We start from the raw sequence: 24,139 nt of genomic DNA, 5'->3' as shown, positions 1-24,139 counted from the left end.
AGGCGAGCTATTGGCGACCGGTGCTGCCGAAACCGCCGCCGCCGCGGGAGGAGTCGTTGAAGCGCTCGACGATGTCGAGGTCGGCCTGCACCACGGGCACCAAGACGTACTGGGCCAGCCGCTCGAACGGCGTCACGGTGAAGCTGTGTTGGCCTCGGTTCCAAACCGAGATCATCAGCTCTCCCTGATAGTCGGAGTCGATCAAACCCACCAGGTTGCCCAGTACGATGCCGTGTTTATGGCCCAGGCCCGAGCGTGGCAAAATCATGCCCGCTAAGCCCGAGTCTTCAATATAGATGGCAAGCCCGGTTCGCACGAGCTGGCATTCGCCGGGGGCGAGCGTCAACGGCTCATCCAGCAACGCCCGCAAGTCCATGCCCGCAGAGCCTGTCGTGGCATAGGTGGGGAGATAGTCGTGGAGGCGCTCGTCCAGGACGTTGCACTGTAGGCGAGGGCGGGAACTGCTCATGGTTAGGCTCCAGAAGAGGTCAAAGAGAGGTGGGTGAGGGCGTGCCGAACGATCAGCGCGGCCAGCTGCGTTTTAGGCTGTGGCGGTGCGACGAGTCGTTCACTGCCGTCGGATGTTCGCCATAGCAGCAGCGCCGCGTTGTCGTCGCTGCCAAACCCTAGCCCCTGTTGGGAAACATCATTAGCGACGATCATATCGAGCCCTTTGCGGGTGAGCTTATCCTGGGCGTAACGCTCGATGTCTTGGGTCTCGGCGGCAAAGCCCACGACAAAGGGGCGCAGGCCGTCCGGTAGCGCCGCCACATCGGCAATGATGTCGGGATTTTTCATCAGCGTGAGCGTTAGGGTGTCCTGGTCGTCGGTTTTTTTCAGCTTGTGCTCGGCCGCGTTGGCGGCGCGGTAGTCGGCTACCGCTGCGCAGCCAATGAACAGCGCGGCGGTTGGCGCGAGATCGAGCGCTGCCTCGTGCATCTGCAGGGCCGTGTCGACGTTGAGCCGCTCGACGCCTGGCGGCGTGGGTAGGTTCACCGGCCCGCTGATCAGCGTCACTCGTGCGCCTTGCGCGGCTGCCTCGGCCGCCAGGGCATAGCCCATCTTCCCCGAGCTGTGATTCGACAGGTAGCGGACAGGGTCTAGTGCCTCCCGCGTGGGGCCAGCGGTAATCACGACATGGGGGGCGCTGGCCGAGGGGGTAATGGGCGGTGCAAAATGGCGGCTCACGGCCTCCAGAATCTCATCAGGCTCGCTCATGCGCCCTGGGCCGACATCGCCGCAGGCTTGATCGCCCGCGGCAGGGCCTATCAGCTGCCAGCCGTCGCTGGCCAGCTGTGACACGTTGCGCTGAGTGGCGGGGTGGCGCCACATGGCTTGATTCATCGCTGGCGCGATGAGGCGCGGCGCCTCGGACGCCAAACAGAGCGTGGTCAATAAGTCATCCGCCATGCCGTGCACCAATCGTGCGATCAGATCGGCCGTGGCGGGCGCGATCACGATGGCGTCGGCCCAGCGGGCCAGCTCGATATGGCCCATGCCGGCTTCCGCTTCTGGATCTAGCAGCGACGTACGCACCGGCTCCCCCGAGAGCGCCTGAAGTGTCAGCGGCGTAATGAAGGCCTGGGCGCCCTCCGTCATCACCACGCGAACCTCGCAGCCCGCCTGCTTGAGCAGTCGTACGATCAGCGCGCTTTTATACGCCGCAATGCCCGCGCTAACGCCGAGCAGCAGGCGCTTACCCGCAAGTGACGACGTACGTGATGACATACGTGATGACAAAGGGGAATGCGAAAATGAGGCCATGGTCGGCAGTCCAGTGTGACGATCAACAAGGCGCTTACCATACCATTTGACCGATTATTTTGGCATGCTCGGCAAATGTAGGGGCTAGGTATAGTGAGGCGGCGCCATTGAGTTGGCGTTTGAAGGCGGCGCTCTGTCTTTAACTAGGCCGATAACGGCAGCGCATGGGCAAGGAGGCGTGGATGGGAATCAATCATTGGCCCGAGGGGGAACGGCCGCGGGAAAAACTGCTGACGATGGGCGCGCAGGCTCTCTCGGATGCTGAGCTTCTCGCCATTTTTCTGCGCGTTGGCGTACAGGGACGCTCTGCGGTGGATTTAGCGCGGGACTTGCTGACCAGCTTTGGTGGTTTAAGGCAGTTGCTGGAAGCCGACCAAGCCCAGTTCTGTGCCGCTCGGGGGTTGGGGGATGCCAAGTTTGCTCAGCTACAGGCCACCCTGGAGCTTTCGCGGCGTCATTTGGCCAGTCAGCTGGCCCGGGGTAACGCGCTGACGTCGCCAGCGCTGGTGCGTCACTATTTGAGTTCTCAACTCCGTCACTTGGGACACGAGGAGTTTGCGGTCCTTTTTTTGGACACTCAGCACCGAATTATTCGCTATGAATCCCTATTTCGCGGTACCCTAGACAGCGCATCCGTTTATCCCCGCGAAGTTGCCAAGCGTGCGTTGGAACTACACGCTGGTGCTGTCATCCTGGCCCACAATCACCCCTCGGGTGTAGCGGAGCCCAGTGATGCCGATCGACGTATCACCGAGCGCTTGAAAGATGCCCTTGCACTCTTTGACGTGCGGGTTCTCGATCATTTCGTGGTAGGAGACGGAGACGTGGTGTCCTTTGCCGAGCGTGGCTGGCTATAGTCATCAACTCAGCAGGAGAAAACGCGCGGCGGGTCGTAGGGCCGATGCCCCTTTTCTAAGTAAATTGTCCAGAAACGCGCTTTTTTGGCCTTTTTGGGCGGTTTCGCTTGCTGGTAGCCAGGTGCTCTGGTATAAAGTGCCACCTTTGAACTTGGGTTGAATAACGGATTTGGGTACAGCTAGGCGGTTAACTGCGTCGACTCCCTCCCTGCTCCGGTTTGCCCGACAGTTTTGAACAACTCGCCAAGCGGTTGGAGGCTCTCATGTCCAAAGTATGTCAGGTTACCGGCAAGCGTCCGGTAACTGGTAACAACGTTTCTCACTCCCAGCGTAAGACACGTCGTCGTTTCTTGCCGAACCTGCACACCCATCGTTTTTGGGTTGAATCCGAAAACCGCTTCGTCAAGCTGCGCGTTTCCTCTAAAGGCATGCGCATCATCGACAAGAAAGGTATCGAGACGGTTCTGGCCGATATCCGCAAACGCGGCGACGCAATCTAAGCGAGCTTTTGCTACGCACTTTTGGGAGAGTTAAACCATGCGCGATAAGATCAAGCTGGTGTCTAGTGCCGGTACTGGCCACTTCTACACCACTGATAAGAACAAGCGGAACACTCCGGATAAGTTCGAATTCAAGAAATACGACCCGGTGGTCCGTAAGCACGTTATCTACAAGGAAGCCAAGATCAAGTAATCGCGGTTACGATGATCGGCTTTCACCGCAGGCGAGCGCCTGTTGAAAAACCCGGCCCAAAGCCGGGTTTTTGCATGTCTGTCGTTAGGGCGCTGACGGGTCATCTGTCATGGCGCTGTCATCATAGGCTTTCATCATGCCCGAATTGCCTGAAGTAGAAACCACGCGACGTGGCATTGCCCCCTATATCGAAGGGCAAGAGATTACCGAAGTGCGGGTGCGCCAGCCGCGCCTGCGGGTGCCAGTGCCTGACGATCTGGCCGATCGGCTGATCGGCGCGCGCGTCGGCGAGCTTTCACGCCGTGCCAAGTATTTGCAGATGCCGCTGGCCACACCCAAAGGCAGCGCCACGCTGCTGTGGCACCTGGGCATGTCGGGAAGCCTGCGTATTGCGCGCCTGGGCGACGTGCCCAAAAAACACGATCATGTGGACGTCGTGACGGCTAGCGGTTACGTGCTGCGCTATCATGATCCGCGGCGGTTCGGTTTCGTCGATTGGCGGCAGGGCGACGGCAGTCGCGATACCCGCCTTGCTCACTTGGGCCCCGAGCCGCTCAGCGAAGCCTTCGACGGCCAGTGGCTCTACCGCTTGTCCCGCGACAAGCGCGTAGCGGTCAAGCCTTTTCTGATGGATAACCGCGTGGTGGTGGGCGCGGGCAATATCTACGCCGCCGAAGCGCTGTTCATGGCGGGCATCGACCCGCGCCGTGCGGCGGGGCGTATTTCCCGAGCCCGCTACGATGCGCTGGCGGCTGCCGTCAAAGAGGTATTGACGGCAGCCATTACCCAAGGCGGCACGACGCTGCGCGATTTTGTCAGCGGCCAGGGTGAGCCCGGCTACTTTGCCCAGCGGCTCAACGTTTACGGACGTCACGGGCAACCCTGTTTACGCTGCGGAAGCGAGCTGAGACGTATCACTCTGGGCCAGCGGGCCAGCGTGTTCTGCCCTGGCTGCCAGCGTTAAGCGTCGCCTCGCGCGGCGACCCATTTTGCTTATTTGAGCAGCGCTAGAGCGCTGCCCGCCTGCTTTTTTGGAGATTGTTGTGACTCAACGCCTGCGCCTGAACAAGAACGCCGATCGCCGCTTGAAGGCTGGCCATCTGTGGATCTACTCCAACGAAGTCGATATCAAAGAGACGCCGTTAAAGAACTTCGCGGCGGGTGAGTCCGCGCTCGTAGAGGCCTCCAACGGAAAAACGTTGGGCGTGGCCTACGTGAATCCGCACTCGTTGATCTGTGCGCGTATCATGTCTCGAGACCCGGAAATGCGCCTGGACCGCTCGCTGTTCGTGCATCGCTTCAATCAGGCGCTGGCGCTGCGTCAGCGTCTCTTCGATCAGCCCTTCTATCGTCTGATTCATGGGGAAGGCGACCTGCTGCCGGGGCTAGTCATCGACCGCTTTGGCGACGTGCTGGTGGTGCAGCTCAACACGGCGGGTATGCAGGCATTGGCGGAGGAGATCGTCGATGCGCTGGAGAAAGTCGTCAAACCAAGCACGATCGTGTTTCGCAACGACACCGGTGGCCGCCGCCAGGAGGGCCTGGAAGCCCACGTGGAGGTGGTCAAAGGCACGCTACCCGATGAAGTGCTGCTGGTCGAGAATGGCGTGACCTTTGCCGTCCCGGTGCTGAATGGCCAGAAAACCGGCTGGTTCTATGACCATCGTGTCAACCGCGCCTGGCTCAACGGCCAAGTGGCTGGCAAACGCGTGCTGGACGTCTTCAGCTACGTGGGTGGCTGGGGCGTCCAGGCAGCCGCCAGCGGCGCCTCCGAAGTGCTCTGCGTGGACGCCTCTGGCGCGGCGCTGGAGCAAGTGGCGCGCAACGCCGAGCTGAACGGTGTCCAAGAGCAGGTGGCCATCGGCGAAGGCGACGCCTTCGAAGCCCTGGCGGCGCTGAAGGCCGATGGCGAGCAGTTCGACGTGGTGATTCTCGATCCGCCGGCGTTCATCAAAAAGCGCAAGGACATCCCCAACGGTGAGCGCGCCTACTCGCGTCTCAATCGTGAAGCGATGCGTCTGTTGGGCCGCGACGGCCTGCTGCTGTCGGCGTCGTGCTCCATGCACTTGGCGTCCGAGCGGTTGGTCGACGTGGTGCGCGGCGCGGTGCGCCATCAGGATCGTCACGGACAGGTCATCTTCCAGGGCCACCAAGGGCCGGATCATCCGGTACACCCGGCCATTCCAGAAACGGCCTATTTGAAGGCGCTGGGTGTTCGCGTATTCCGCGATTAATCATCCGCAAATCGTCGTCATGAGGTAGGTAGACAGGGAGCGAGTCACATGGAGTGGGCACTGCCAGACCCGTTTGTCATTGACCTGGAGGTGCTGCCAGAGGCGATCGATGCCTACCAGCACGTCAACAACAGCGAGTACTTGCGTTGGGTCGAGCAAATTAGCTGGGCCCACTCCGAGGCATTGGGGCTCTCTCTCGAGCGTTACCGAACGCTGGATAGGGCGATGGTGGTCCATCGTCACGAGCTGGACTACCTCGCGCCAGCCTTTTTAGGGGATGCGCTGCAGCTCGCGACCTGGATCGTCGCGTGCGACGGGCGTTTTAGTCTGACGCGTCGCTTCCAGCTCAAGCGTGTCGACGATGGCAAAACGCTGCTCAATGCCCGTACTCGCTTTGCCTGCGTGGCACTCTCCAGCGGTCGTCCAAAGCGCCTGCCCGAGGAGTATCAGCGTCTCTATGGTAGTGCGGTAGTAGAGGAAGGGTGATGCGCTACTGAGTGGCGTCGATTTTTTCGTGCGCTGCGCTCAAGCGCTAGATCTTTCTGTCAAAAAACGCCTTAGCCGGCGTTTTTTTCGTTTTGATTCATAGGCGTGGTGGTTCTCACCGGCTGTGCTGTAATGCAGTGAGCGACGTGTCGTTCATCCGGATTGTGGAGAGTTCAGTCATGAAAATTGCCGTTCCCAAAGAGATTAAAAATCACGAGTACCGTGTTGCACTCACGCCCACAGGGGTACGCGAGCTAACCGGGCGTGGCCATCATGTCTGCGTGGAAAGCGGGGCGGGCGAAGGCGCAGGCTTTCCCGATAGTGCTTATCAAAGCGCGGGGGCCACCATCGAACAAGGCGTGGAGGCGCTGTGGCAACACGCCGAGCTGATCTTGAAAGTCAAAGAGCCGCAGCCAGAGGAGGTCGCGCGTCTCACCCCTGAGCATACGCTGTTTACCTACTTGCACTTGGCCGCTGAACAGTCGCTCACCCAAGGGCTAATGGACAGCGGTGCCACCTGTATTGCGTACGAAACCATTACCGATGCCAAAGGCGGTCTGCCGCTACTTGCCCCCATGAGTACCGTGGCGGGTCGAATGGCCGTACAGGCGGGGGCGCACAGCCTGGAGAAAGCGCAGGGCGGCTCCGGTGTGCTGTTGCCGGGGGTCCCCGGTGTGTCGCCGGGCAAGGTGACGGTGATCGGCGGCGGTGTCGTCGGCGAAAACGCCGCCCGCATGGCACTCGGCCTGGGCGCGGACGTCACGATCCTGGACAAATCCATTGCCCGCCTGGAGGTGCTGGATGATCGCTATCAAGGGCGCATCAAGACCGTTTACTCCACGGCCGATGCGTTGGATCACGCGGCCAGGGAGTCGGACATGATTGTGGGTGCCGTGCTCATTCCTGGGGCTGCAGCACCCAAGCTGATCACGCGCGCCATGCTGGCAGACATGAAGCCGGGGAGCGTGCTGGTCGACGTGGCGATCGATCAGGGCGGCTGCTTCGAAACCAGCAAGCCCACCACCCACGCCGAGCCCACTTATATCGTCGATGGCATCGTCCACTACTGCGTGGCCAACATGCCCGGTGCCGTGGCGCGGACTTCTACGCTAGGGCTGACCAACGCCACGCTGCCGTTCGTGCTGGCACTCGCCGACAAAGGGTGGCAAAAGGCGCTCGCCGACGATGCGCACTTCTTGCCCGGTCTGAACGTTCATAATGGCCAGATCACTTACCGTGCGGTCGCCGAGGCCTTTGGCTTGGCGAGCGTCGACCCCAGCAGTGTGGTGGGGCGATAAAGGGCTGAAGCGTGTCTAATGCTCAATAGTGGGGCGGAACGTCATCTTCAGGGCGAAAGCTGCCTTGGCTATCGCCTGCTTGGAGCGCCTGATGCTGTTCACGTAGCCGTTCGCGCATCAAGGCGCTGAGTTGCTCGAGTTTTTCCAAGCGTCGTTCTTGCTGGGCGACCGCTTGGTCGAGCGTATCCAGCCAGTGCTCTTGATAAGCCAGCCGACTCTCCAACGATTCAAGACGTTGAGTGAGCTCGGCAGGCGATAAATCGTTTGTCATGATAACATCGTCACCTTGTGTAGTATGCTCGGTACTGTTAGGAATGGGCCTGGTAGTTCGAGTATTGTCCTTCGTCTGTTACCCATACAACAAGAGAGCTTTCATCATCTATGAACCCAAAAGTTGTTTTTCGCTGTTTCTTTATCAGTATCTTACTGGCCGCCCCCACGCCGCTTTTGTTGGCGGGGATTGTTCATTTAACCAATGCACCGATGGCTGAACAGTGGCTAGCTGGCGCGGCGTTTAGTGTGTATGCCGCCGTCGCCCTTGGCTGCTTTGTCATGTTGTTCATTGGCACGTTAGCCGCCGCTGCCCTGGCGCCGCCCATGGTGGTCAAAGCGGACGTTGCCCGAGTGAAACCAGCACCGCGTCAGCCTCAAGCGACGTCGCCGGTAGCGGACGATGATGAAGAAGACATCATCGATCCCAACGATGGCCGTGAAGAGGGAGAGGTCAAGTGGTTCAATACCAATAAAGGTTACGGCTTCATTACCCGCGATAACGGAGAGGACGTATTCGTTCACTTTCGTGCCATCCGTGGCCGCGGCCCACGGATGCTGGCCGAAGGCCAAATCGTTCGCTATCACGTGATCAAAAACGATCGTGGCCTGCAGGCCGATGATGTGAGTATTATCGAGTAAGCGTTCTCACAGCGTCCCTTGCTGGTAGAGAAAACCCCCGCATTGGCGGGGGTTTTTGCATTTAGCGGCCCGAATCGGGCCATTCGATGGCACGCTCTTGGCCGCTGGGTAGAACTTGCCAAAAACGGTCAGGGTCATCGCCGGGATGCCAGCCGCCTAGCGAGCAGCGAACTTCCACCTGCAGCGCCTCAGCGGCATGCTGAGCGCACTCCTGATCGGTATGCCACGGCGTCTGGTTGCTGTCGAACCAGAGGCTGGCAAAGCCATCGGCGGCGTTATCCACCAGGAGTACCGGGACGCTATCGCCTTGGTGTTGGCCGCGGGTTTTCCATTTGCCTTTGCCCGCTGGACTAAGCGGCGGTGCACTGAGCACCTCGGCCAGCCAGGCGTTGACGTCATCCAGCGTGGCCTGCGCCAGATACACTTCTATGTCTGGAAACCGCTCCATCATACGCGTACCTCGTCGGTGGTCAGCAGCGCCTGAAGCGTCGCTTCGTAAATACGGCTCAGCTCGTCCAAGTCGCTGGCGCGCACCCGTTCGTTCACCTTGTGGATAGTATCGTTGAGTGGGCCAAGCTCGACGACTTGGGCGCCCAAGGTGGCAATGAAGCGACCGTCCGAGGTGCCGCCGCTGGTGGAGAGTTGCGGGCGTTCGCCGGTGACGGCTTCTACGCCGCGAATCGTGGCATCCACGAGCTCGCCTTCTGCGGTCAGGAAGGGCTCGCCGTTCAACGTCCAATCCAGATGATACTCGAGGCCATGCGCATCCAAGATCGCTTCGGTGCGTGAGCGTAATTCGTCGTGGGTGACGTCGGTGGAGTAACGGAAGTTGAACACGACTTCCACGTCACCTGGAATCACGTTGGTGGCGCCCGTTCCAGCACGCACGTTGGAGATCTGAAAACTGGTCGCAGGGAAGAAGTCATTGCCCGCGTCCCAATGCTCGTTGACGAGCGCATCCAGCGCAGGCATCGCCTGATGGATAGGGTTGCGTGCCAAGTGAGGGTAGGCCACATGGCCCTGCACCCCTTTGACGTGAAGCACGCCGCCCAAAGAGCCGCGCCGCCCGTTTTTGATCACATCGCCTAGGCGATCGGTAGAGGAGGGCTCGCCCACGATGCAGTAGTCCAAACGCTCATTGCGCTCGCGAAGATGCTCGACCACTGCGCGGGTGCCGTCGATGGCAGGCCCCTCCTCGTCGGAGGTGATCAAAAACGCAATGCGACCCTCGTGATTGGGGTAGCGCGCCACAAAGCGCTCCACTGCCGTCAGCATCGCCGCCAGACTGCCCTTCATGTCCGCTGCGCCGCGCCCGCAGAGCATGCCCTGGTCGTCGATACAGGGCTCGAACGGCGGGAATTCCCAGTTGGTATGGGGGCCGCTGGGCACCACATCGGTGTGTCCGGCAAACGCGATCACCGGCCCGTGGTGGCCGCGCACAGCCCAAAAATTCTTTACATCACCAAAGGGGAGCTGCTCGATATGGAAACCGAGCGCCGTTAAGCGCTCGATCATCAGGTCTTGGCAGCCTTCATCGTCGGGTGTCACCGATGCCCGGCTCAGCAGGTCGAACGCCAGCGTGAGCGTCGGCGACAGTGAGTCAGGCTCAGTTATGGGCATGTAGCGCCTCGTTCAGCGCGATGGCGCTTTTATTGGTCAAGCACTCGATGCGGCCATTTTGTGAGTTGCGACGCAGAAGCAGGTCGTCTTGGCCTGCCAGCTCGCGGGCGGCGACGGTGTTGACGTCTTGGCCCTTGTCATCCAACAGTGTCACTTTGGAGCCTGCGGTGATGTACAGACCCGCTTCCACGGTACAGCGGTCGCCCAGCGGAATACCGATACCGGCATTGGCGCCGATGAGGCAGCCCTCGCCCACTTTGATGATGATGTTGCCACCGCCCGAGAGCGTGCCCATGGTGGAGCAGCCGCCGCCCAGATCGGAGCCTTTGCCGACCATGACGCCGGCAGAGATACGCCCTTCGATCATGCCGGGGCCTTCGGTGCCCGCGTTGAAGTTGACGAACCCTTCGTGCATGACCGTGGTGCCCTCGCCCAGGTAAGCGCCCAGGCGCACGCGGGCGGTGTCGCCGATGCGGATGCCGCTAGGCACCACGTAATCGGTCATTTTGGGGAATTTATCGACACAGTCGACGGACAGCGCACGGCCAGCAAGACGTGCCTTGAGGCGGCGGGCGGGCAGCTCTTCGATGTCGATGGCGCCTTCGTTGGTCCAGGCGATGTTACGCAGCAAGCCGAACATACCGGTCAGGTCCAGGCCGTGGGGCTTCACCAGGCGGTGGGACAGCAGGTGCAGCTTCAAGTACACCTCAGGCGCGGTTTGCGGCGGCTGATCGCTCTCTAAGAACATCGCCACCAGCGGACGCTGGCTCGCCGCCAGTGACTCTGCCAGTGCGGCTTGGTCGGAGTGGCCTGCCGCTTCCAGCGCTTTGGCCAAGCGGGTGCAATCTTCTGGCAGGAAACTGACCGGGGCATTGCCTGTTGGTGCGTCCAGGGCTTCCTTGGCCGCTGCGACCAGGCTCTCGTCTGGGTGGAGTAGTGGAGCCGGATAGTAGATTTCCAGCCAGTCGCCCTGGGTGTTTTGGGTGCCGATTCCAAGCGCGAAGCTCAGCATAACGCGTATTCCTTAGAGGTTGGTGAGAGGTGTCGGTCAGGATTAGCCACTTAGCGAATCGTAGTCGCCGTCTCGGTAGCCGATCATGATGGTACCGTCGTCGAGTTCCAAAAGCGGCCGCTTGAGCAGCGTAGGGTGCTGAAGCAACAGCTGGCGCGCCGAGTTGGCATCAAAATCCTTCTCTTCATCGGAGAGCTCGCGCCAGGTCTTACTGCGCTTGTTGATCACCTCGATCAGCGGCGCGCGATTCAAGATGTGTTCAAGCAGTGCCGCCGACAGGCCATCTTTACGCAGGTCGTGGGTTTTATACATCAGCGCTTTGTCGTCCAGCGCTTTGCGTGCTTTGCGGCAGGTGTCGCAGTTGTGAATCATATAGAGCGTCAGCATACAGCCTCCTTTCGTCGTCTTGGTCGGCGCGGGCTAGCCGCGTTCGAGCAGTTGGCGAAGACGCGTGGCCGCTTCCAGCGTCGGTTCGAGCTCCGCCACTAGGGCTAAGCGTAGCCGCCCAGCACCGGGATTATGGCCATGTTGTCCTGGGCGGCCCATCAAGCTGCCGGGAAGTACGCTCACGTGCTGCTCGCTGAATAGCCGTTGACTAAAGGCGATATCGTCACCGCCCGGAACCGCAGGCCAGAGGTAGAAGCTCGCCTCGGGCGTGGGGAAATCCATCACCGGGGCGAGCACCTCCGTGACCGCACTGAATTTCTTACGGTAGGCGTCGCGGTTGGCCCGTACGTGGGCTTCGTCCTGCCAAGCAGCGATGGACGCGTGCTGCAGCGGTAGCGACATGGCGCAGCCGTGATAGGTGCGGTAGCGCTTGAACGGGGCGAGCAGGTCTGCATCGCCTGCCACGAAGCCTGAGCGCAGCCCCGGCAGGTTGGAGCGTTTGGAGAGCGAGTGAAACACCACGCAGCGGCGGTAGTCGTCGCGGCCAAGCTCGGCGCAGGCTTGCAGCAGCCCCGGCGGCGGTGTGCTCTCGTCCAGATAAAGCTCGGAGTAGCATTCGTCGGAGGCGATGATGAAGTCGTGCTCGTCGGCCAGGGCAATCAACTCTTTGAATTCGGCCAGCGGTGTGACCGCGCCGGTCGGGTTGCCCGGCGAGCAAATAAACACGATCTGCACGTCGCGCCAAGTGTCGGCGCTGACCGCAGAAAAATCGGGACGAAAGCCGTTCTCGGCCGTGCAGTCCAGGTAGAGCGGCTGGCCGCCTGCCAGTAGCGTCGCCCCTTCGTAAATCTGGTAGAACGGATTGGGCACGGCGACCTGGGCAGGGCGAGTGCGGTCCAGCGCTGCCTGCACGAAGGCAAAGATGGCCTCGCGGGTGCCGTTCACGGGCAGAACTTGGCGTTCGGCGTCTAGGCCGGCGAGGCCAAAGCGCTGGGTCGCCCAGGCAGCGATGGTCTCACGTAGCGCGGGCAGGCCGTTGGTGGCCGGGTAGCGGGCCATCTCGAGCTGGTGGGCAACGAGGGCATCCAGCGCGCCCTGGTAAGGCACATGCTGGGGTTCGCCGATCGTCAGCGGAATGTGCGTCAGCCCCGCCGGGGGCGTGAGTGTCGCTTTGAGAGCGGCCAGCTTTTCAAACGGATAGGGATGAAGGGCGTTGAGATCTGGGTTCATGGCGCGTCCGTTGAGAGCGTGAAGGCGGGAGCTGTGGGCAAAACCATTTATCGAACCGCCGATTATAGGCAAGCCCTGGGGCAGGCTCAAACCTAACCGAACAAGCAAAACAGCCAATTGTGTTTAGTGGTTCCGGGGGAAGGTTGCTGCGAGGGCGCTGTGAACCCATCCATGGGCGCTACTTTCGCCATCCATGGCGAAAGACCCTCGCTTCAACCAGCCCCCGGCATTTATAGACAGCGCGAGCTTTAAACCCCCAATACCTCAATCAGCCGTTCGCGAAGCTGCTGCTGGCGGTCGGGGTCGGTGAGCGGCTCGCCTGCCTTGGTGGTAATGAAGAACACGTCCTCTACTCGCTCGCCCAGCGTAGCGATCTTGGCGGCCGAGAGGGCGATATCCTGCTCCATGAAGATGCGCCCTACCCGAGCAAGAAGACCGGGGCGGTCGGGGGCGGTCAGCTCCAGCAGGGTGCGCTCGTTGGCTGGGTCCTGCTCGATCACCACTTCGGTCGGCACTTTGAAGTGCTTGAGCTGTCGCGGGGTGTGGCGGGTGACGATTTCGGGGTAGTCATCCGGGTCGTCCAGCTCTTCAACCAGGTGGCTGCGCATCTCTTCGATACGCTCTGAGTCACGAATCGGCTGGCCATGGCTATCCAGTACGATAAAGGTGTTCAGCGTCCAGTCGTTGTGGGACGTGGCAATCCGCGCATCGTGGATGGACAGCCCCAACTGCTCCATGGCGGCGGCCGTGGCGGCAAACAGATCATCCGCCGAGCGGGTGTGGATGAAGACCTTGGTACCGCCCTCGGCCATGTCGGCGGTGGGCGCACTGATCAGCACTAGCGGCAGCGGTGAGGGCTGGTGGTTGAGAATGCCTTGGGTCTGCCAGACGATCTCGCTGGGTGCGTACTGCAGGAAGTAGTCCTCCCCCAGCGATTCCCAAAGCCGGTCGATGTGAGCGCTATCGACACCCACCGTTTGCAGTAGCGAGCGCGCTTCGGTGCGCGTTTCGCGTACCCAGTCGTCGCGATCTGGCGGATTTTTCAGGCCGCGCCGCAGGGCGCGTTTGGTTTCCGCGTGAAGTTGGCGCAAAAGCGATGCCCGCCAGCCGTTCCACAGCGTTGGGTTGGTCGCGTTAATGTCGGCGACGGTGAGCACGTAAAGGTAGTCCAGGCGGGTCTCGTCGCGCACGATCAGCGCAAAGTCGCGGATGACGTCCGGGTCGCTGATGTCGCGCTTTTGCGCGGTCATCGACATCAGTAGGTGGTGCTCCACCAGCCAGCTCACCAAGTTGGTGTCGTGCTGGGAGATATGGTGGCGATGACAAAACTGCTCGACGTCTCGCGCACCGATTTCGGAGTGATCGCCGCCACGGCCTTTGCCAATGTCGTGGAACAAGCCTGCTATCCACAGCAAGTCGAGCTTGGGCAACTGGTGGATGAGCGTCGCTGCCACGGGGAAGTCGCCTTTGGCCTCGGGCTTGCGGAAGCCGTGCAGGAATTTCAGCAGGCGCAGGGTGTGGGCATCGACCGTGTAGATATGAAACAGATCGTGCTGCATCAGCCCCACGGCGCGGCCAAACTCTGGCAGGTACTTGCCGAGAATGCCGTAGCGGTTCATGCGCCGCAGTTGGCGAGGAACGTTTCCCGGTGCCCGCATAAGGGCCATGAAGAGCCGCTGGTGACGCGGTTCTTCCCGGTAGTGATCGTCGATTTGATGACGGTGGTCACGAATCAGCCGAATGGTATCGGCGCGTACCCCCTCGATCTCCGGGTGTTTGGCCATTAGCAAGAAGAGTTCCAGCATGGCTGCCGGTCGCTCGCGGAACAGGTTGCGCGAGCGCACTTGGATGTAGCCGCCTTTGGTTTCGAAGCGCTCGTTGAGCTTGACGGTTTCCAACGACTCTTTACCGCGCAGAATGACTTCGTCGAAATGCTGCAAGAGCATGTCGTTGAGTCCGGCGAGGGCCGTTACATGGCGGTAGTAGCGCTTCATGAACTGTTCGACGGCGAGTCGTTCGGGAGTGTCCTTGAAGCCGAACATCTCGGCAATGGTGCGCTGATGATCGAACAGCAGCCGATCTTCGGCCCGGCCCGTGAGCATGTGCAGAGCGTAGCGCACCTGCCAGAGAAATGCTTGACCCTGGCTGAGAATGCGCAGCTCGGCGTCGTTCATGAAGCCGTTGGCGACGATGTCGGTGTACTGCTCGGTGCCGAAATGGCGCTTGGCCACCCAGCCAATCATTTGGATATCGCGCAGGCCACCGGGGGAGCTTTTGAGGTTGGGCTCCAGGTGATACTCGGAATTGTTGTAGCGGTAGTGGCGGGCGATCTGTTCCTGCCACTTGGCCTCGAAAAATCGGTCGGCAGGCCACAGGTTCGTTGCGCTCAAGCGCTCGCGCATCTTTTCGCGCAAGCTTTCCGGCCCGGCGATGAGGCGTGACTCCAGCAGGTTGGTGATCACCGTGACGTCCGCTTCGGCTTCGCGCTCGCAGTCGTTGAGTGAGCGCACGCTATGGCCGATCTCGAGGCCGATATCCCACAAAAAGGTGATGAAGGCGCTCAGCGGCTCACGGTAGGGGGAGTCGTCGTCGTGTTCGAGCAATAGGAGCAGGTCGATGTCCGAGTGGGGGTGTAGTTCTCCACGCCCGTAACCACCCACCGCTACCAGCGCGACCCCGTCGTCGGGCCAGGCATGCTGCTCCCAGGCGATGGCAAGCAGCTGGTCGAGATACCATGCACGGCCGCGTACCAAATCGCGAATATCGGCCCCAGCGCGAAACTGCTCGTCCAGCCGCGCCTGAATGTCCCGTAAGGCCGCTTTGAACGGCGCAATGGGCGAGCGTGATCCGGCAAGCTCGGTGCGAAACAGGTCGAGATCGAAAAGCGACGTGTCCGGCTCGAACCGGTAGTGGTGAAGAAGCATCAGGCGTTCAAAAAGCTAAAGTCTTCGTCGCTGCGTGCGGTCAGCACGTCAACGCCGGTGTCGGTGACAAGCAGGGTGTGCTCCCACTGCGCCGACAGGCTGCGGTCTTTCGTGACGGCGGTCCAACCATCCCGCAGGACCTTGGTTTTGTAGCCACCTACGTTGATCATCGGCTCTATGGTGAAGCACATGCCCGCCTCCAGGCGAATGTCGGCATCCGGTGCATAGCCGTCGTAGTGCAAGAACTGCGGATCTTCGTGAAAGTCCGCGCCAATGCCGTGGCCGCAGAAGTCGCGCACCACGGAGTAGCCGTGGGCTTCGGCATGCTGCTGGATCACCCGGGCCAGCTCGGAAAGGCGTACGCCGGGCTTCACTAGCTCGATACTTTTATATAGGCACTCCTGGGTGATGCGGCACAGTCGTTCACCCTGAATGGTGTCGCCAATCACGAACATGACACTGGAGTCGCCGTGGTAGCCGTCTGGCGTGCGCACCGTGATGTCCAGGTTCATGATGTCGCCGTTTTTGAGCTTTTTGCCATCATCGGGAATGCCGTGGCATACCACGTGATTGATCGAGGTGCAGGTCGCTTTAGGGAAACCGTGATAGTTCAGCGGTGCTGGCGTCGAGCCCAGTTCGTTGACGATGTACGCATGGCACAAGCGGTCGATCTCACCGGTACTGATACCCGCTGTGACGTGGGGAGTGATCATTTCGATAACGCTGGCTGCCTGGCGACCGGCTTCGCGCATTTTCTCGATTTCAGAAGGCGTCTTGATAGGAACGTTCATGAATTCTCGATGTGGCTTCTGGGTGAGTGATGAGTGGCAAATTCAGCGTCTAAACGCGCCTGCGACTTCATCTTGGCAATGATCTATGGTATAAAGCCGCGCGCTTTCCTGCAATCGCCATCCCTCGCTTCTTTCCAGGGCGGCGGCGCGTGGAAAGAGTAACGAGATCGCAACCCAGCACCGCTGAGTTGCACGACAGCAAGCCTTGAAAACACACATGCACCGGCACATGGTCCCGGGTGCCTCTAGCGACGTTCGTCGGCGCTACTGGTCGGATCCATGGGGTGCGTGGAGGCCTAACCCGAGTTTCAGGAGTTTTACCATGTCTCACGTCAATATGCGTGACCTGCTGAAAGCAGGCGCTCACTTCGGTCACCAGACCAAGTACTGGAACCCGAAGATGGGTAAATTCATCTTCGGCGCGCGCAACAAGATTCACATCATCAACCTCGAGCACACTCTGCCGGCGCTGAACGAAGCGATCGACGTGGTCGAGAAGATGGCGGCGTCCAACAACAAGATTTTGTTCGTTGGTACCAAGCGCAGCGCCAGCAAGATCATCAAAGAAGAAGCGAATCGCGTTGGCCAGCCGTTCGTCAACCATCGCTGGTTGGGCGGCATGCTGACCAACTTCAAGACCATTCGTCAGTCCATCAAACGTCTGCGTGATCTGGAAACCATGCGCGAAGACGGTACCTTCGAGAAGCTGACCAAGAAAGAAGTCTTGATGGCCACGCGTGAGCAAGAGAAGCTCGAGCGTTCTATCGGCGGTATCAAGAACATGGGCGGCCTGCCGGACGCGCTGTTCGTGATCGACGTTGATCACGAGCGCATTGCGATCAACGAAGCCAACAAGCTGGGCATCCCGGTCATTGGCGTGGTCGATACCAACTCCAACCCGGATGGCGTTGATTACGTGATCCCGGGCAACGATGACTCCATCCGCGCTATCCAGATCTACGTGAAGGCGATTGCCGACGCGTGTGGTCGCGCGAAAGAAGGTCGTCCGGACGAGTTCGTCGAAGTGACTGAAGAAGAAGCCGCTTCTGCCGACACAAACGCTGCTGCCGAGTAAGGCTGCAGTGGTGCGGCGGGCAGGTGAGCCGCATCGTATCAGAGGGGGCCTTATGCCCCCTTTTTCCCGCTTTGGGTTCGCCCAGGCGGGCCGATCATGCCGGATCAATGCCGGCAAGCGCTCTGCACAGTGATACGCAACGGTCATTTATCGTGCTTATACTCTGTAGCGCGTTTAACTCTCAGTTAGAACCATTTCCGAGGTGAAATCTCATGGCAGCTATCAGCGCCTCTCAGGTTAAGGAACTGCGCGAACGTACCGGTCTTGGCATGATGGAGTGTAAAAAAGCACTCACCGAAGCCGACGGTGACATCGAAGTCGCGATCGAAAACCTGCGTAAAAGCTCTGGTCTTAAAGCCGCGAAGAAAGCGGGTCGTACCGCTGCAGAAGGTGCGGTGGTGACTCGCGTAGCAGACGATGGCAGCTACGGCGTCATGGTCGAAATCAACTCTGAAACCGACTTCGTTGCTCGTGACGATAACTTCATCGGCTTCGCCAACAAGATCGCCGATGCGTTCTTTGCAGCGAAGAGCGAAGACGTTGCCGCCGTGATGGCGGGTGATCTCGAGTCCGCTCGTGAGCAGTTGGTTCAGAAAATCGGCGAAAACATCGGCGTGCGTCGTGCCGTGGTCGTCAATGCCGTTGACGGTGGTTTGGTAGGCGAATACGTGCACGGCGGCCGCATTGGTGTCCTGACCGTCCTGAAAGGCGGCACCAGCGAAGCGGCCAAAGACGTTGCCATGCACGTCGCGGCGATCAACCCGGCCGTTGCGCATCCCGAAGAGATGCCGCAAGAGCAGCTGGACAAAGAGAAAGCGATCATCCTGGCCCAGCCGGACATGGCCGGTAAGCCTGAGCAGATCGCTGAGAAGATGGTTCAAGGCCGCCTGAAGAAGTACCTGGCTGAGAACAGCCTGACCGAGCAGCCGTTCGTCAAAGACCCGAACCAGTCCGTGGCTGAATTCGTCAAAGCCGCCGGTGGCGAAGTGGTCAGCTTCACTCGCTTCGAAGTGGGCGAAGGCATCGAGAAAGAAGAAGTCGACTTCGCTAAAGAAGTCATGGAACAGGCTGGCCGTCGCTAAGGTCAGAGGTTCCAGTCAGAAGATGGCGTGCGCGCGAGCGCACGCCTTCGTGTATCCGGCCCCTGTGAAATACAGGCGCTGCCTCGCCCACCTGTGCCCAGGTCTGCCCCAGGAGAGATGCCATGTCACGTGATGTTCAAGAGTCTACCCCCACTGCTGCCACCAAAATCGATAAGTCGAAGTCGAAGTACAAGCGTATTTTGCTGAAGCTGTCGGGCGAAGCGCTGATGGGTGAGCACGATTTTGGTATCGATCCAAAGGTGTTGGATCGCATGGCGCTGGAGATTGGCCAGTTGGTGGGGATTGGCGTCCAAGTCGGTATCGTCATTGGGGGGGGGAACCTGTTCCGTGGCGCGGCGCTCAACGAAGCCGGCATGGATCGGGTCACGGGTGATCACATGGGAATGCTGGCAACGGTCATGAATGCGCTCGCGATGCGCGATGCGCTGGAGCGCTCCAATATACGCTCCCGCGTGATGTCAGCGATTCCCATGAGCGGTGTGGTGGAGCATTACGACCGCCGCACGGCCATCCGTTATTTGACCTCGGGTGACGTGGTGCTGTTCTCCGCGGGCACCGGAAACCCCTTCTTTACTACGGACTCCGCGGCCTGTTTGCGCGGCATCGAAGTGGACGTAGACGTCGTCATCAAGGCCACCAAAGTAGACGGCGTGTACAATAAGGATCCGGTGAAGCACCCCGACGCCGTAAAATACGACCAGCTCTCCTATGACGATGCTCTGGATCAGAAGCTGGGGGTAATGGATTTGACCGCAATCTGCCTGGTACGTGACCATAATATGCCGGTGCGGGTATTTGATATGAACAAGCCTGGTGCCCTGCTCAACCTCGTGGTTGGGGGCAAGGAAGGCACGCTGATAGACAGAGGGTAACAACGTGATCAACGACATCAAGAAAGATGCAGAGTCTCGCATGAAGAAGAGCGTTGAGGCGCTGCACAGCAACTTCAACAAGATCCGCACGGGCCGTGCTCACCCCAGCATCCTGGATGCCGTGACCGTCGAGTATTACGGGGGCCAAGTACCGCTGAATCAGGTGGCATCGGTGAACGTCGAAGATGCGCGTACCTTGACCGTGGCGCCCTGGGAGCAGGGCATGGTGCCGAAAATCGAAAAAGCGATCATGACCTCTGATCTGGGTCTGAACCCGTCCAGCGCCGGTAACGTGATTCGTGTGCCGATGCCGATGCTGACCGAAGAGACCCGTAAAGGCTACATCAAGCAAGCACGTAGCGAAGCGGAAACTGCCCGTGTCGCCGTGCGCAACGTTCGCCGCGATGCCAACGGTGACTTCAAATCCTTGCTCAAGGATAAAGAGATCACCGAAGACGATCAGCGTCAGGGCGAAGACGAGATCCAGAAGCTGACCGATAAATATATCGCTGAGATCGACAAGGCGCTGACCGCAAAAGAACAGGATCTCATGCAGGTATAACGCCTGCGTTCACTTTGCCACGGGCGGCTTGGCCGTCCGTGGGCCATCGCTTGGCTTACTTATGACTGATCTTTGGTGCGAGAACCCATGACGTCTCCGCAGCTTCCCCAAGAGCAGCCGGGCGGCACGATGCTTTCTCGATCCGAGGAAGCACTGCCGTCCCATGTTGCTATCATTATGGATGGTAACAACCGCTGGGCGCGGGCACGGGGGCTGTCGGGAGTGCGCGGCCACCGTGCGGGTGTCGAAGCCGTACGTGCGGTGATCGAGCGTGCGGCCGAGCGAGGCGTGCAAACGCTGAGCTTGTTCGCCTTCTCCAGTGAGAACTGGAAGCGCCCAGCCGCCGAGGTGAACGCGCTCATGGAGCTGTTTTTGATGGCGCTCAAACGTGAGGTCAAAAAGCTCAACGAGCGCAATATCCGCCTCTCGATTATTGGTGAGCAGCGCGGCTTTTCCCATGCAATTCAAAAGCATATCCAGCGTGCCGAAGCGCTGACGGCCGATAATACGGGCATGCACCTAGTGATCGCTGCCAATTACGGCGGCCAGTGGGACATCGCCCGAGCCGCCCGCGAGCTCGCCGAGCAGGTGGCGGCCGGAGAGCTGTCGGCCGACGACATCGACGAAGCACGCTTGGATGCGGCCATGAACACCGACGCCGTACCGCCGGTGGATCTGTGCATTCGCACCAGCGGCGAGCAGCGGCTCTCGAACTTCATGCTATGGCAGCTGGCCTATGCCGAACTGCATTTTTCGCCCTTGCTTTGGCCAGATTTCGATGGGGCGGCCTTCGACAAAGCGCTCGACGATTTTTGCTTACGACGTCGCCGTTTTGGAATGACTGACGAACAAATAGAGGCGCAAGGTGCTTAAACAGCGGATGATCACCGCAGCCTGGTTGGCGCCCGTGACGCTAATCGGTCTGTTTGGCTTACAGGGAGGTACCTTTGCGCTGTTTACGGCGTTGATCGTGCTATTGGGTACCTGGGAGTGGACCAACCTGGCAGGCGTAGGCGCGTCGCGCACGCGGATGGCGCTGGTCGCGGGGATGGCGATACTGTTGGCGCTGCTGTGGCTGGGCGGTGCGGCGTATGCAGTGTGGCCGCTATGGCTGGCGGCCGTCGGTTGGCTGCTCAATCTTTACTGGGTGACGCATTACCCGCAAAGTAGTCAGCAGTGGCATACCACGTCGCGTCGCCTGCTAATGGGTGTGTGGGTGCTGCTACCGTGCTGGGTAGGCTTCAACGTACTGCGCGAGAGCGGGGCGGTGTGGCTGCTGTTTGTGTTACTGTTGGTTTGGACGGCCGATATTGGTGCCTATTTTGCCGGACGCCGTTGGGGCAAGCGCAAGCTGGCACCGCGGGTGAGCCCAGGAAAATCCTGGGAGGGTGTCTACGGCGGGTTGGCCGCTACGACGCTGCTGGCGTTGCTATTTGCCGCCTGGCAGCCATTGGGTGTACTGGGTGGCGTCGCACTGGTAGCGATTACCGCGGTGGTCACGCTCACCTCCGTGTTGGGTGATCTGTTCGAAAGTATGTTGAAGCGCTACCGCAATATCAAAGACTCCAGCCAGCTACTGCCGGGCCACGGCGGTGTGTTGGATCGTATCGATAGCCTCACGGCGGCCATTCCCATCTTCGCGCTGTTCTATCTGCAGGTGCTATCCCTTCAGGTGAGCGCGCTATGAGTCAGGCCTCGATTCAATCGGTCACCGTACTGGGTGCCACTGGCTCCATTGGGAAAAGTACGCTGGACGTCATCGCGCGCCATCCTGATCGCTACCGGGTCCATGCACTGACAGCGCATACCTCGAAAGAGGCACTGCTGGAACAGTGTCATACCCATAGCCCCCGCTTTGCCGTGCTGGATGACGCCGCCGATGCCGATTGGCTGCAGCAGGCGCTTCGCCAAGCAGGCTCTGATACCCTGGCGCTGGCGGGGCAGGAAGCATTGTGCGATGTCGCCCGTGCCCCTGAGGTCGATACCGTCATGGCGGCAATCGTTGGAGCGGCGGGACTGTTGCCCGCGCTGGCGGCGGCCGAGGCGGGTAAGCGCGTACTGCTCGCCAATAAAGAAGCCCTGGTGATGAGTGGGGCACTGTTCATGGACGCCGTGTCGCGTTCAGGGGCCACGCTACTGCCGATCGATTCTGAACATAATGCCATCTATCAGTGTCTACCCTGCGAACATCGCGGTGGATTGGCCAAGCACGGCGTGCGTCAGCTACTGTTGACGGCTTCCGGCGGGCCCTTTCGTAACTGGTCGGCCGAGCAGATCGCACGTGCCACGCCCGAGCAAGCTTGCGCCCATCCTAACTGGTCCATGGGGCGAAAAATCTCGGTGGATAGCGCCACACTGATGAACAAAGGTCTCGAGTTGATCGAGGCGTGCTGGCTCTTTGATGCCTCGCCCGAGCAGATTCAAGTGGTCGTTCATCCCCAGAGCGTCATTCACTCCATGGCGGCCTATGACGATGGTTCGGTAATCGCGCAGTTGGGTAATCCCGATATGCGCACGCCCATCGCTTATGGTTTGGCTTGGCCCGAGCGGATCGACGCCGGTGTAGAAGCACTTGACCTGTTCCAGGTGGCGCGACTCGATTTCGAGGCTCCCGATGAAGCGCGCTTTCCTTGTCTGCGTCTCGCCCGTGAGGCGATGCAGGCCGGTGGTGCCGCCCCGGCCATCTTGAATGCAGCCAATGAAGTGGCCGTCGAGGCATTTTTAGCGGGAAGCATTGCGTTTGGCGCGATTCCAGAGCTCGTCGCCGATGTCATGGCGCTGCCCTACCGTGGCGAGGCCGATTCTTTGGAGTGCGTGCTAGCGGCGGATCGCTGGGCGCGCGAACAGGCGGCACTTACCCTACGTCAGTCAATCGCTTAGCCTCAGCTAATGCTGAGCAGCGCGTCGTGCAAAGGAGCGAAAAGTGGGCCTGATACAGAATATCTTAGCTGTCATTGTGGTGCTGGGACTGCTCGTGACCTTTCATGAATTCGGGCATTTTTGGGTCGCGCGTCGCTGCGGCGTCAAAGTGCTGCGCTTTTCAGTAGGGTTTGGTAAACCGCTATGGTCGACGGTGGATCGTCACGGCACTGAGTTTGCGGTGGCGGCCATTCCGCTGGGCGGGTACGTCAAAATGCTCGACGAGCGCGAAGCGCCGGTGCCAGACGACCAGTTGGACCAAGCCTTCAATCGCAAAACCGTATGGCAGCGCATTGCCATCGTCGCTGCGGGTCCCATCGCCAACTTTTTGCTCGCCATCGTCGCCTACTGGGCACTGTTCGTGGCGGGAACGACCACGGTGGCACCGATCGTCGGCGACGTTACTCCGAACTCGCCGGCTGCGCAGGCGGGCTTGGCGCAGGGCAGTGAAATCACCGCTATCCAGGGCGAGCCAACGCGCTCTTGGGAAGAGATCAATCTGAAGCTGGTGTCCATGATCGGCTATAGCGGCGAGCTCACCATCGAGGCAACGCCAGAGGGGGCGAGTGCCACACGCCGCTATCAACTGCCAATCAGTAACTACATGGTGCGCCAGGATCCACCTCAACCGTTGCAAACACTGGGCTTTTCACCCTGGCGCCCTGACATACCAGCAGTGCTCGGTCAGGTCGTTTCTGGGCAGGCGGCCGATGTCGCAGGGCTTCAACCGGGGGATCGTATCGTGTCGCTCGATGGCGAACCCATCGATGATTGGATGCAGTTCGTCGCTGTGATTCGCGACAGCGCGGGTGAGACCTTAAGCGTTGCGTACCAGCGTGGAGGCGAACAGGGCACGCTCTCGCTCACGCCAGGACGTAATACGCTGGAGAGTGGTGACGAGGTTGGGTACATTGGAGCCGGTGCAGAGCCGTTTAGCTGGCCTGAGTCGCTGCAACGCGAAATTCGCTATGGGCCGATCGAAGCCGTCGGCCAAGCGCTGTCGCGCACCGGTGAAATGGTTCTACTGACGGTAGATGCGATCCGAAAGATGCTGGTGGGGCTTATCTCCCCCTCTAACCTCTCCGGGCCGATCACCATTGCACAAATCTCCGGCGACTCGGCACGCGCGGGGCTCGAAGCCTTCGTAGGCTTCCTCGCCTATCTGTCGATTAGCCTAGGGGTGCTGAATTTGCTGCCCATCCCCGTGCTTGATGGCGGTCATCTGCTTTACTATTTCGTCGAGGTGTTACGTGGGCGGCCGGTATCCGAGCAAACACAAGCGATAGGGCTGCGCATCGGGCTCGCCATGGTCGGTACCCTGATGCTAATGGCGCTCTATTTCGATTTGATGCGCCTGTGGTAATAACGCGTGTAGCGCGCTGGATGCCTTGTCATCTGCC

At 60.2% G+C, this 24,139-nt stretch carries 26 protein-coding genes; 16 read left to right on the top strand and 10 right to left on the bottom strand.

The genetic code is table 11. From position 1 onward, the window contains the following. Positions 1 to 7: 7 nt before the first annotated feature. Both dut and coaBC read right to left on the bottom strand, forming a co-directional pair. Entirely contained in the window at positions 8 to 469 is a 462-nt protein-coding gene (dut, locus tag MHM37_RS03385) for a dUTP diphosphatase (protein ID WP_139528299.1), read from the bottom strand. Between the two features lie 2 nt (positions 470 to 471). Further along, entirely contained in the window at positions 472 to 1,728 is a 1,257-nt protein-coding gene (gene coaBC, locus MHM37_RS03380) for a bifunctional phosphopantothenoylcysteine decarboxylase/phosphopantothenate--cysteine ligase CoaBC (protein ID WP_239295788.1), read from the bottom strand. A 218-nt stretch (positions 1,729 to 1,946) separates the two neighbouring features. Here coaBC and radC point away from each other — a divergent pair, with 218 nt between their 5' ends. From radC to ald, 7 genes are all read left to right on the top strand, one after another. After that, positions 1,947 to 2,621: a DNA repair protein RadC gene (gene radC, locus MHM37_RS03375; protein ID WP_139528301.1), complete on the top strand. Its 675-nt coding sequence runs from the start codon at positions 1,947 to 1,949 to the stop codon at positions 2,619 to 2,621. Positions 2,622 to 2,884: 263 nt separating this feature from the next. Further along, positions 2,885 to 3,121, top strand: a complete 237-nt coding sequence (gene rpmB / locus MHM37_RS03370) for a 50S ribosomal protein L28 (RefSeq protein ID WP_038481085.1) — start codon at positions 2,885 to 2,887, stop codon at positions 3,119 to 3,121. Positions 3,122 to 3,158: 37 nt separating this feature from the next. Beyond that, the gene (gene rpmG / locus MHM37_RS03365) at positions 3,159 to 3,314 is read left to right on the top strand and encodes a 50S ribosomal protein L33 (RefSeq protein WP_009098622.1); all 156 of its coding nucleotides are present in this window, start codon (positions 3,159 to 3,161) and stop codon (positions 3,312 to 3,314) included. A 136-nt stretch (positions 3,315 to 3,450) separates the two neighbouring features. Next, positions 3,451 to 4,278, top strand: a complete 828-nt coding sequence (mutM, locus tag MHM37_RS03360; protein WP_153843440.1) for a bifunctional DNA-formamidopyrimidine glycosylase/DNA-(apurinic or apyrimidinic site) lyase — start codon at positions 3,451 to 3,453, stop codon at positions 4,276 to 4,278. Between the two features lie 79 nt (positions 4,279 to 4,357). Then, positions 4,358 to 5,548, top strand: coding sequence for a class I SAM-dependent rRNA methyltransferase (locus MHM37_RS03355; RefSeq protein ID WP_139528303.1), 1,191 nt, complete (start codon positions 4,358 to 4,360; stop codon positions 5,546 to 5,548). A gap of 48 nt (positions 5,549 to 5,596) precedes the next feature. Then, positions 5,597 to 6,034 (top strand): thioesterase family protein, encoded by a 438-nt coding sequence (locus tag MHM37_RS03350; RefSeq protein WP_153843441.1) that lies wholly within the window; start codon positions 5,597 to 5,599, stop codon positions 6,032 to 6,034. 179 nt (positions 6,035 to 6,213) lie between these two features. After that, positions 6,214 to 7,332, top strand: a complete 1,119-nt coding sequence (ald, locus tag MHM37_RS03345; protein ID WP_219862680.1) for an alanine dehydrogenase — start codon at positions 6,214 to 6,216, stop codon at positions 7,330 to 7,332. 22 nt (positions 7,333 to 7,354) lie between these two features. On the opposite strand, the gene MHM37_RS03340 is transcribed toward ald, so the two are convergent. Further along, positions 7,355 to 7,603 (bottom strand): SlyX family protein, encoded by a 249-nt coding sequence (locus MHM37_RS03340; RefSeq protein WP_139528306.1) that lies wholly within the window; start codon positions 7,601 to 7,603, stop codon positions 7,355 to 7,357. Between the two features lie 110 nt (positions 7,604 to 7,713). On the opposite strand from MHM37_RS03340, the gene MHM37_RS17080 reads away from it, so the two are divergent. Next, entirely contained in the window at positions 7,714 to 8,244 is a 531-nt protein-coding gene (locus MHM37_RS17080) for a cold shock domain-containing protein (protein WP_139528307.1), read from the top strand. Between the two features lie 61 nt (positions 8,245 to 8,305). On the opposite strand, the gene MHM37_RS03330 is transcribed toward MHM37_RS17080, so the two are convergent. From MHM37_RS03330 to map, 7 genes are all read right to left on the bottom strand, one after another. Then, positions 8,306 to 8,695, bottom strand: coding sequence for a hypothetical protein (locus tag MHM37_RS03330; protein ID WP_153843443.1), 390 nt, complete (start codon positions 8,693 to 8,695; stop codon positions 8,306 to 8,308). Continuing rightward, positions 8,692 to 9,864, bottom strand: a complete 1,173-nt coding sequence (dapE, locus tag MHM37_RS03325) for a succinyl-diaminopimelate desuccinylase (RefSeq protein ID WP_239295789.1) — start codon at positions 9,862 to 9,864, stop codon at positions 8,692 to 8,694. The genes MHM37_RS03330 and dapE overlap by 4 nt, the downstream gene beginning before the upstream one ends. Then, on the bottom strand, positions 9,851 to 10,876 hold the full coding sequence (gene dapD / locus MHM37_RS03320) for a 2,3,4,5-tetrahydropyridine-2,6-dicarboxylate N-succinyltransferase (RefSeq protein ID WP_239295790.1): 1,026 nt from the start codon (positions 10,874 to 10,876) through the stop codon (positions 9,851 to 9,853). Before dapD ends, dapE begins: the two co-directional genes overlap by 14 nt. Positions 10,877 to 10,918: 42 nt before the next feature. Beyond that, positions 10,919 to 11,263 carry a Spx/MgsR family RNA polymerase-binding regulatory protein gene (locus MHM37_RS03315; RefSeq protein WP_239295791.1) on the bottom strand — a complete coding sequence of 115 codons (345 nt, stop codon included), beginning with the start codon at positions 11,261 to 11,263 and terminating at the stop codon, positions 10,919 to 10,921. Between the two features lie 33 nt (positions 11,264 to 11,296). Next, on the bottom strand, positions 11,297 to 12,493 hold the full coding sequence (gene dapC, locus MHM37_RS03310) for a succinyldiaminopimelate transaminase (RefSeq protein WP_239295792.1): 1,197 nt from the start codon (positions 12,491 to 12,493) through the stop codon (positions 11,297 to 11,299). 248 nt (positions 12,494 to 12,741) lie between these two features. Then, positions 12,742 to 15,417 (bottom strand): [protein-PII] uridylyltransferase, encoded by a 2,676-nt coding sequence (locus MHM37_RS03305; RefSeq protein ID WP_239295793.1) that lies wholly within the window; start codon positions 15,415 to 15,417, stop codon positions 12,742 to 12,744. Then, positions 15,417 to 16,208: a type I methionyl aminopeptidase gene (map, locus tag MHM37_RS03300; RefSeq protein WP_139528314.1), complete on the bottom strand. Its 792-nt coding sequence runs from the start codon at positions 16,206 to 16,208 to the stop codon at positions 15,417 to 15,419. The genes MHM37_RS03305 and map overlap by 1 nt, the downstream gene beginning before the upstream one ends. A gap of 322 nt (positions 16,209 to 16,530) precedes the next feature. Between map and rpsB the strand changes: the two genes are divergently transcribed. The 8 genes from rpsB (at position 16,531) to rseP (ending at position 24,102) form a co-directional block, all read left to right on the top strand. Further along, positions 16,531 to 17,283 carry a 30S ribosomal protein S2 gene (rpsB, locus tag MHM37_RS03295; RefSeq protein WP_139528315.1) on the top strand — a complete coding sequence of 251 codons (753 nt, stop codon included), beginning with the start codon at positions 16,531 to 16,533 and terminating at the stop codon, positions 17,281 to 17,283. Between the two features lie 212 nt (positions 17,284 to 17,495). After that, on the top strand, positions 17,496 to 18,365 hold the full coding sequence (gene tsf, locus MHM37_RS03290) for a translation elongation factor Ts (protein ID WP_139528316.1): 870 nt from the start codon (positions 17,496 to 17,498) through the stop codon (positions 18,363 to 18,365). A 122-nt stretch (positions 18,366 to 18,487) separates the two neighbouring features. Then, positions 18,488 to 19,258 (top strand): UMP kinase, encoded by a 771-nt coding sequence (gene pyrH, locus MHM37_RS03285; RefSeq protein ID WP_139528317.1) that lies wholly within the window; start codon positions 18,488 to 18,490, stop codon positions 19,256 to 19,258. 4 nt (positions 19,259 to 19,262) lie between these two features. Then, the gene (gene frr, locus MHM37_RS03280) at positions 19,263 to 19,820 is read left to right on the top strand and encodes a ribosome recycling factor (protein WP_139528318.1); all 558 of its coding nucleotides are present in this window, start codon (positions 19,263 to 19,265) and stop codon (positions 19,818 to 19,820) included. An 87-nt stretch (positions 19,821 to 19,907) separates the two neighbouring features. Continuing rightward, positions 19,908 to 20,693: a polyprenyl diphosphate synthase gene (gene uppS / locus MHM37_RS03275; protein WP_219862695.1), complete on the top strand. Its 786-nt coding sequence runs from the start codon at positions 19,908 to 19,910 to the stop codon at positions 20,691 to 20,693. Further along, the gene (locus tag MHM37_RS03270) at positions 20,686 to 21,507 is read left to right on the top strand and encodes a phosphatidate cytidylyltransferase (protein WP_239295794.1); all 822 of its coding nucleotides are present in this window, start codon (positions 20,686 to 20,688) and stop codon (positions 21,505 to 21,507) included. The genes uppS and MHM37_RS03270 overlap by 8 nt, the downstream gene beginning before the upstream one ends. Next, positions 21,504 to 22,700 (top strand): 1-deoxy-D-xylulose-5-phosphate reductoisomerase, encoded by a 1,197-nt coding sequence (gene ispC, locus MHM37_RS03265; protein WP_239295795.1) that lies wholly within the window; start codon positions 21,504 to 21,506, stop codon positions 22,698 to 22,700. The genes MHM37_RS03270 and ispC overlap by 4 nt, the downstream gene beginning before the upstream one ends. Positions 22,701 to 22,743: 43 nt before the next feature. Further along, positions 22,744 to 24,102, top strand: coding sequence for an RIP metalloprotease RseP (gene rseP, locus MHM37_RS03260; RefSeq protein ID WP_239295796.1), 1,359 nt, complete (start codon positions 22,744 to 22,746; stop codon positions 24,100 to 24,102). The last annotated feature ends 37 nt before the right edge of the window (positions 24,103 to 24,139 follow it).

Source organism: Halomonas sp. MMH1-48 (genome assembly GCF_022348105.1).
Taxonomy (GTDB): domain Bacteria; phylum Pseudomonadota; class Gammaproteobacteria; order Pseudomonadales; family Halomonadaceae; genus Vreelandella; species Vreelandella piezotolerans.
This window is presented reverse-complemented; position numbering and strand designations above follow the sequence as displayed.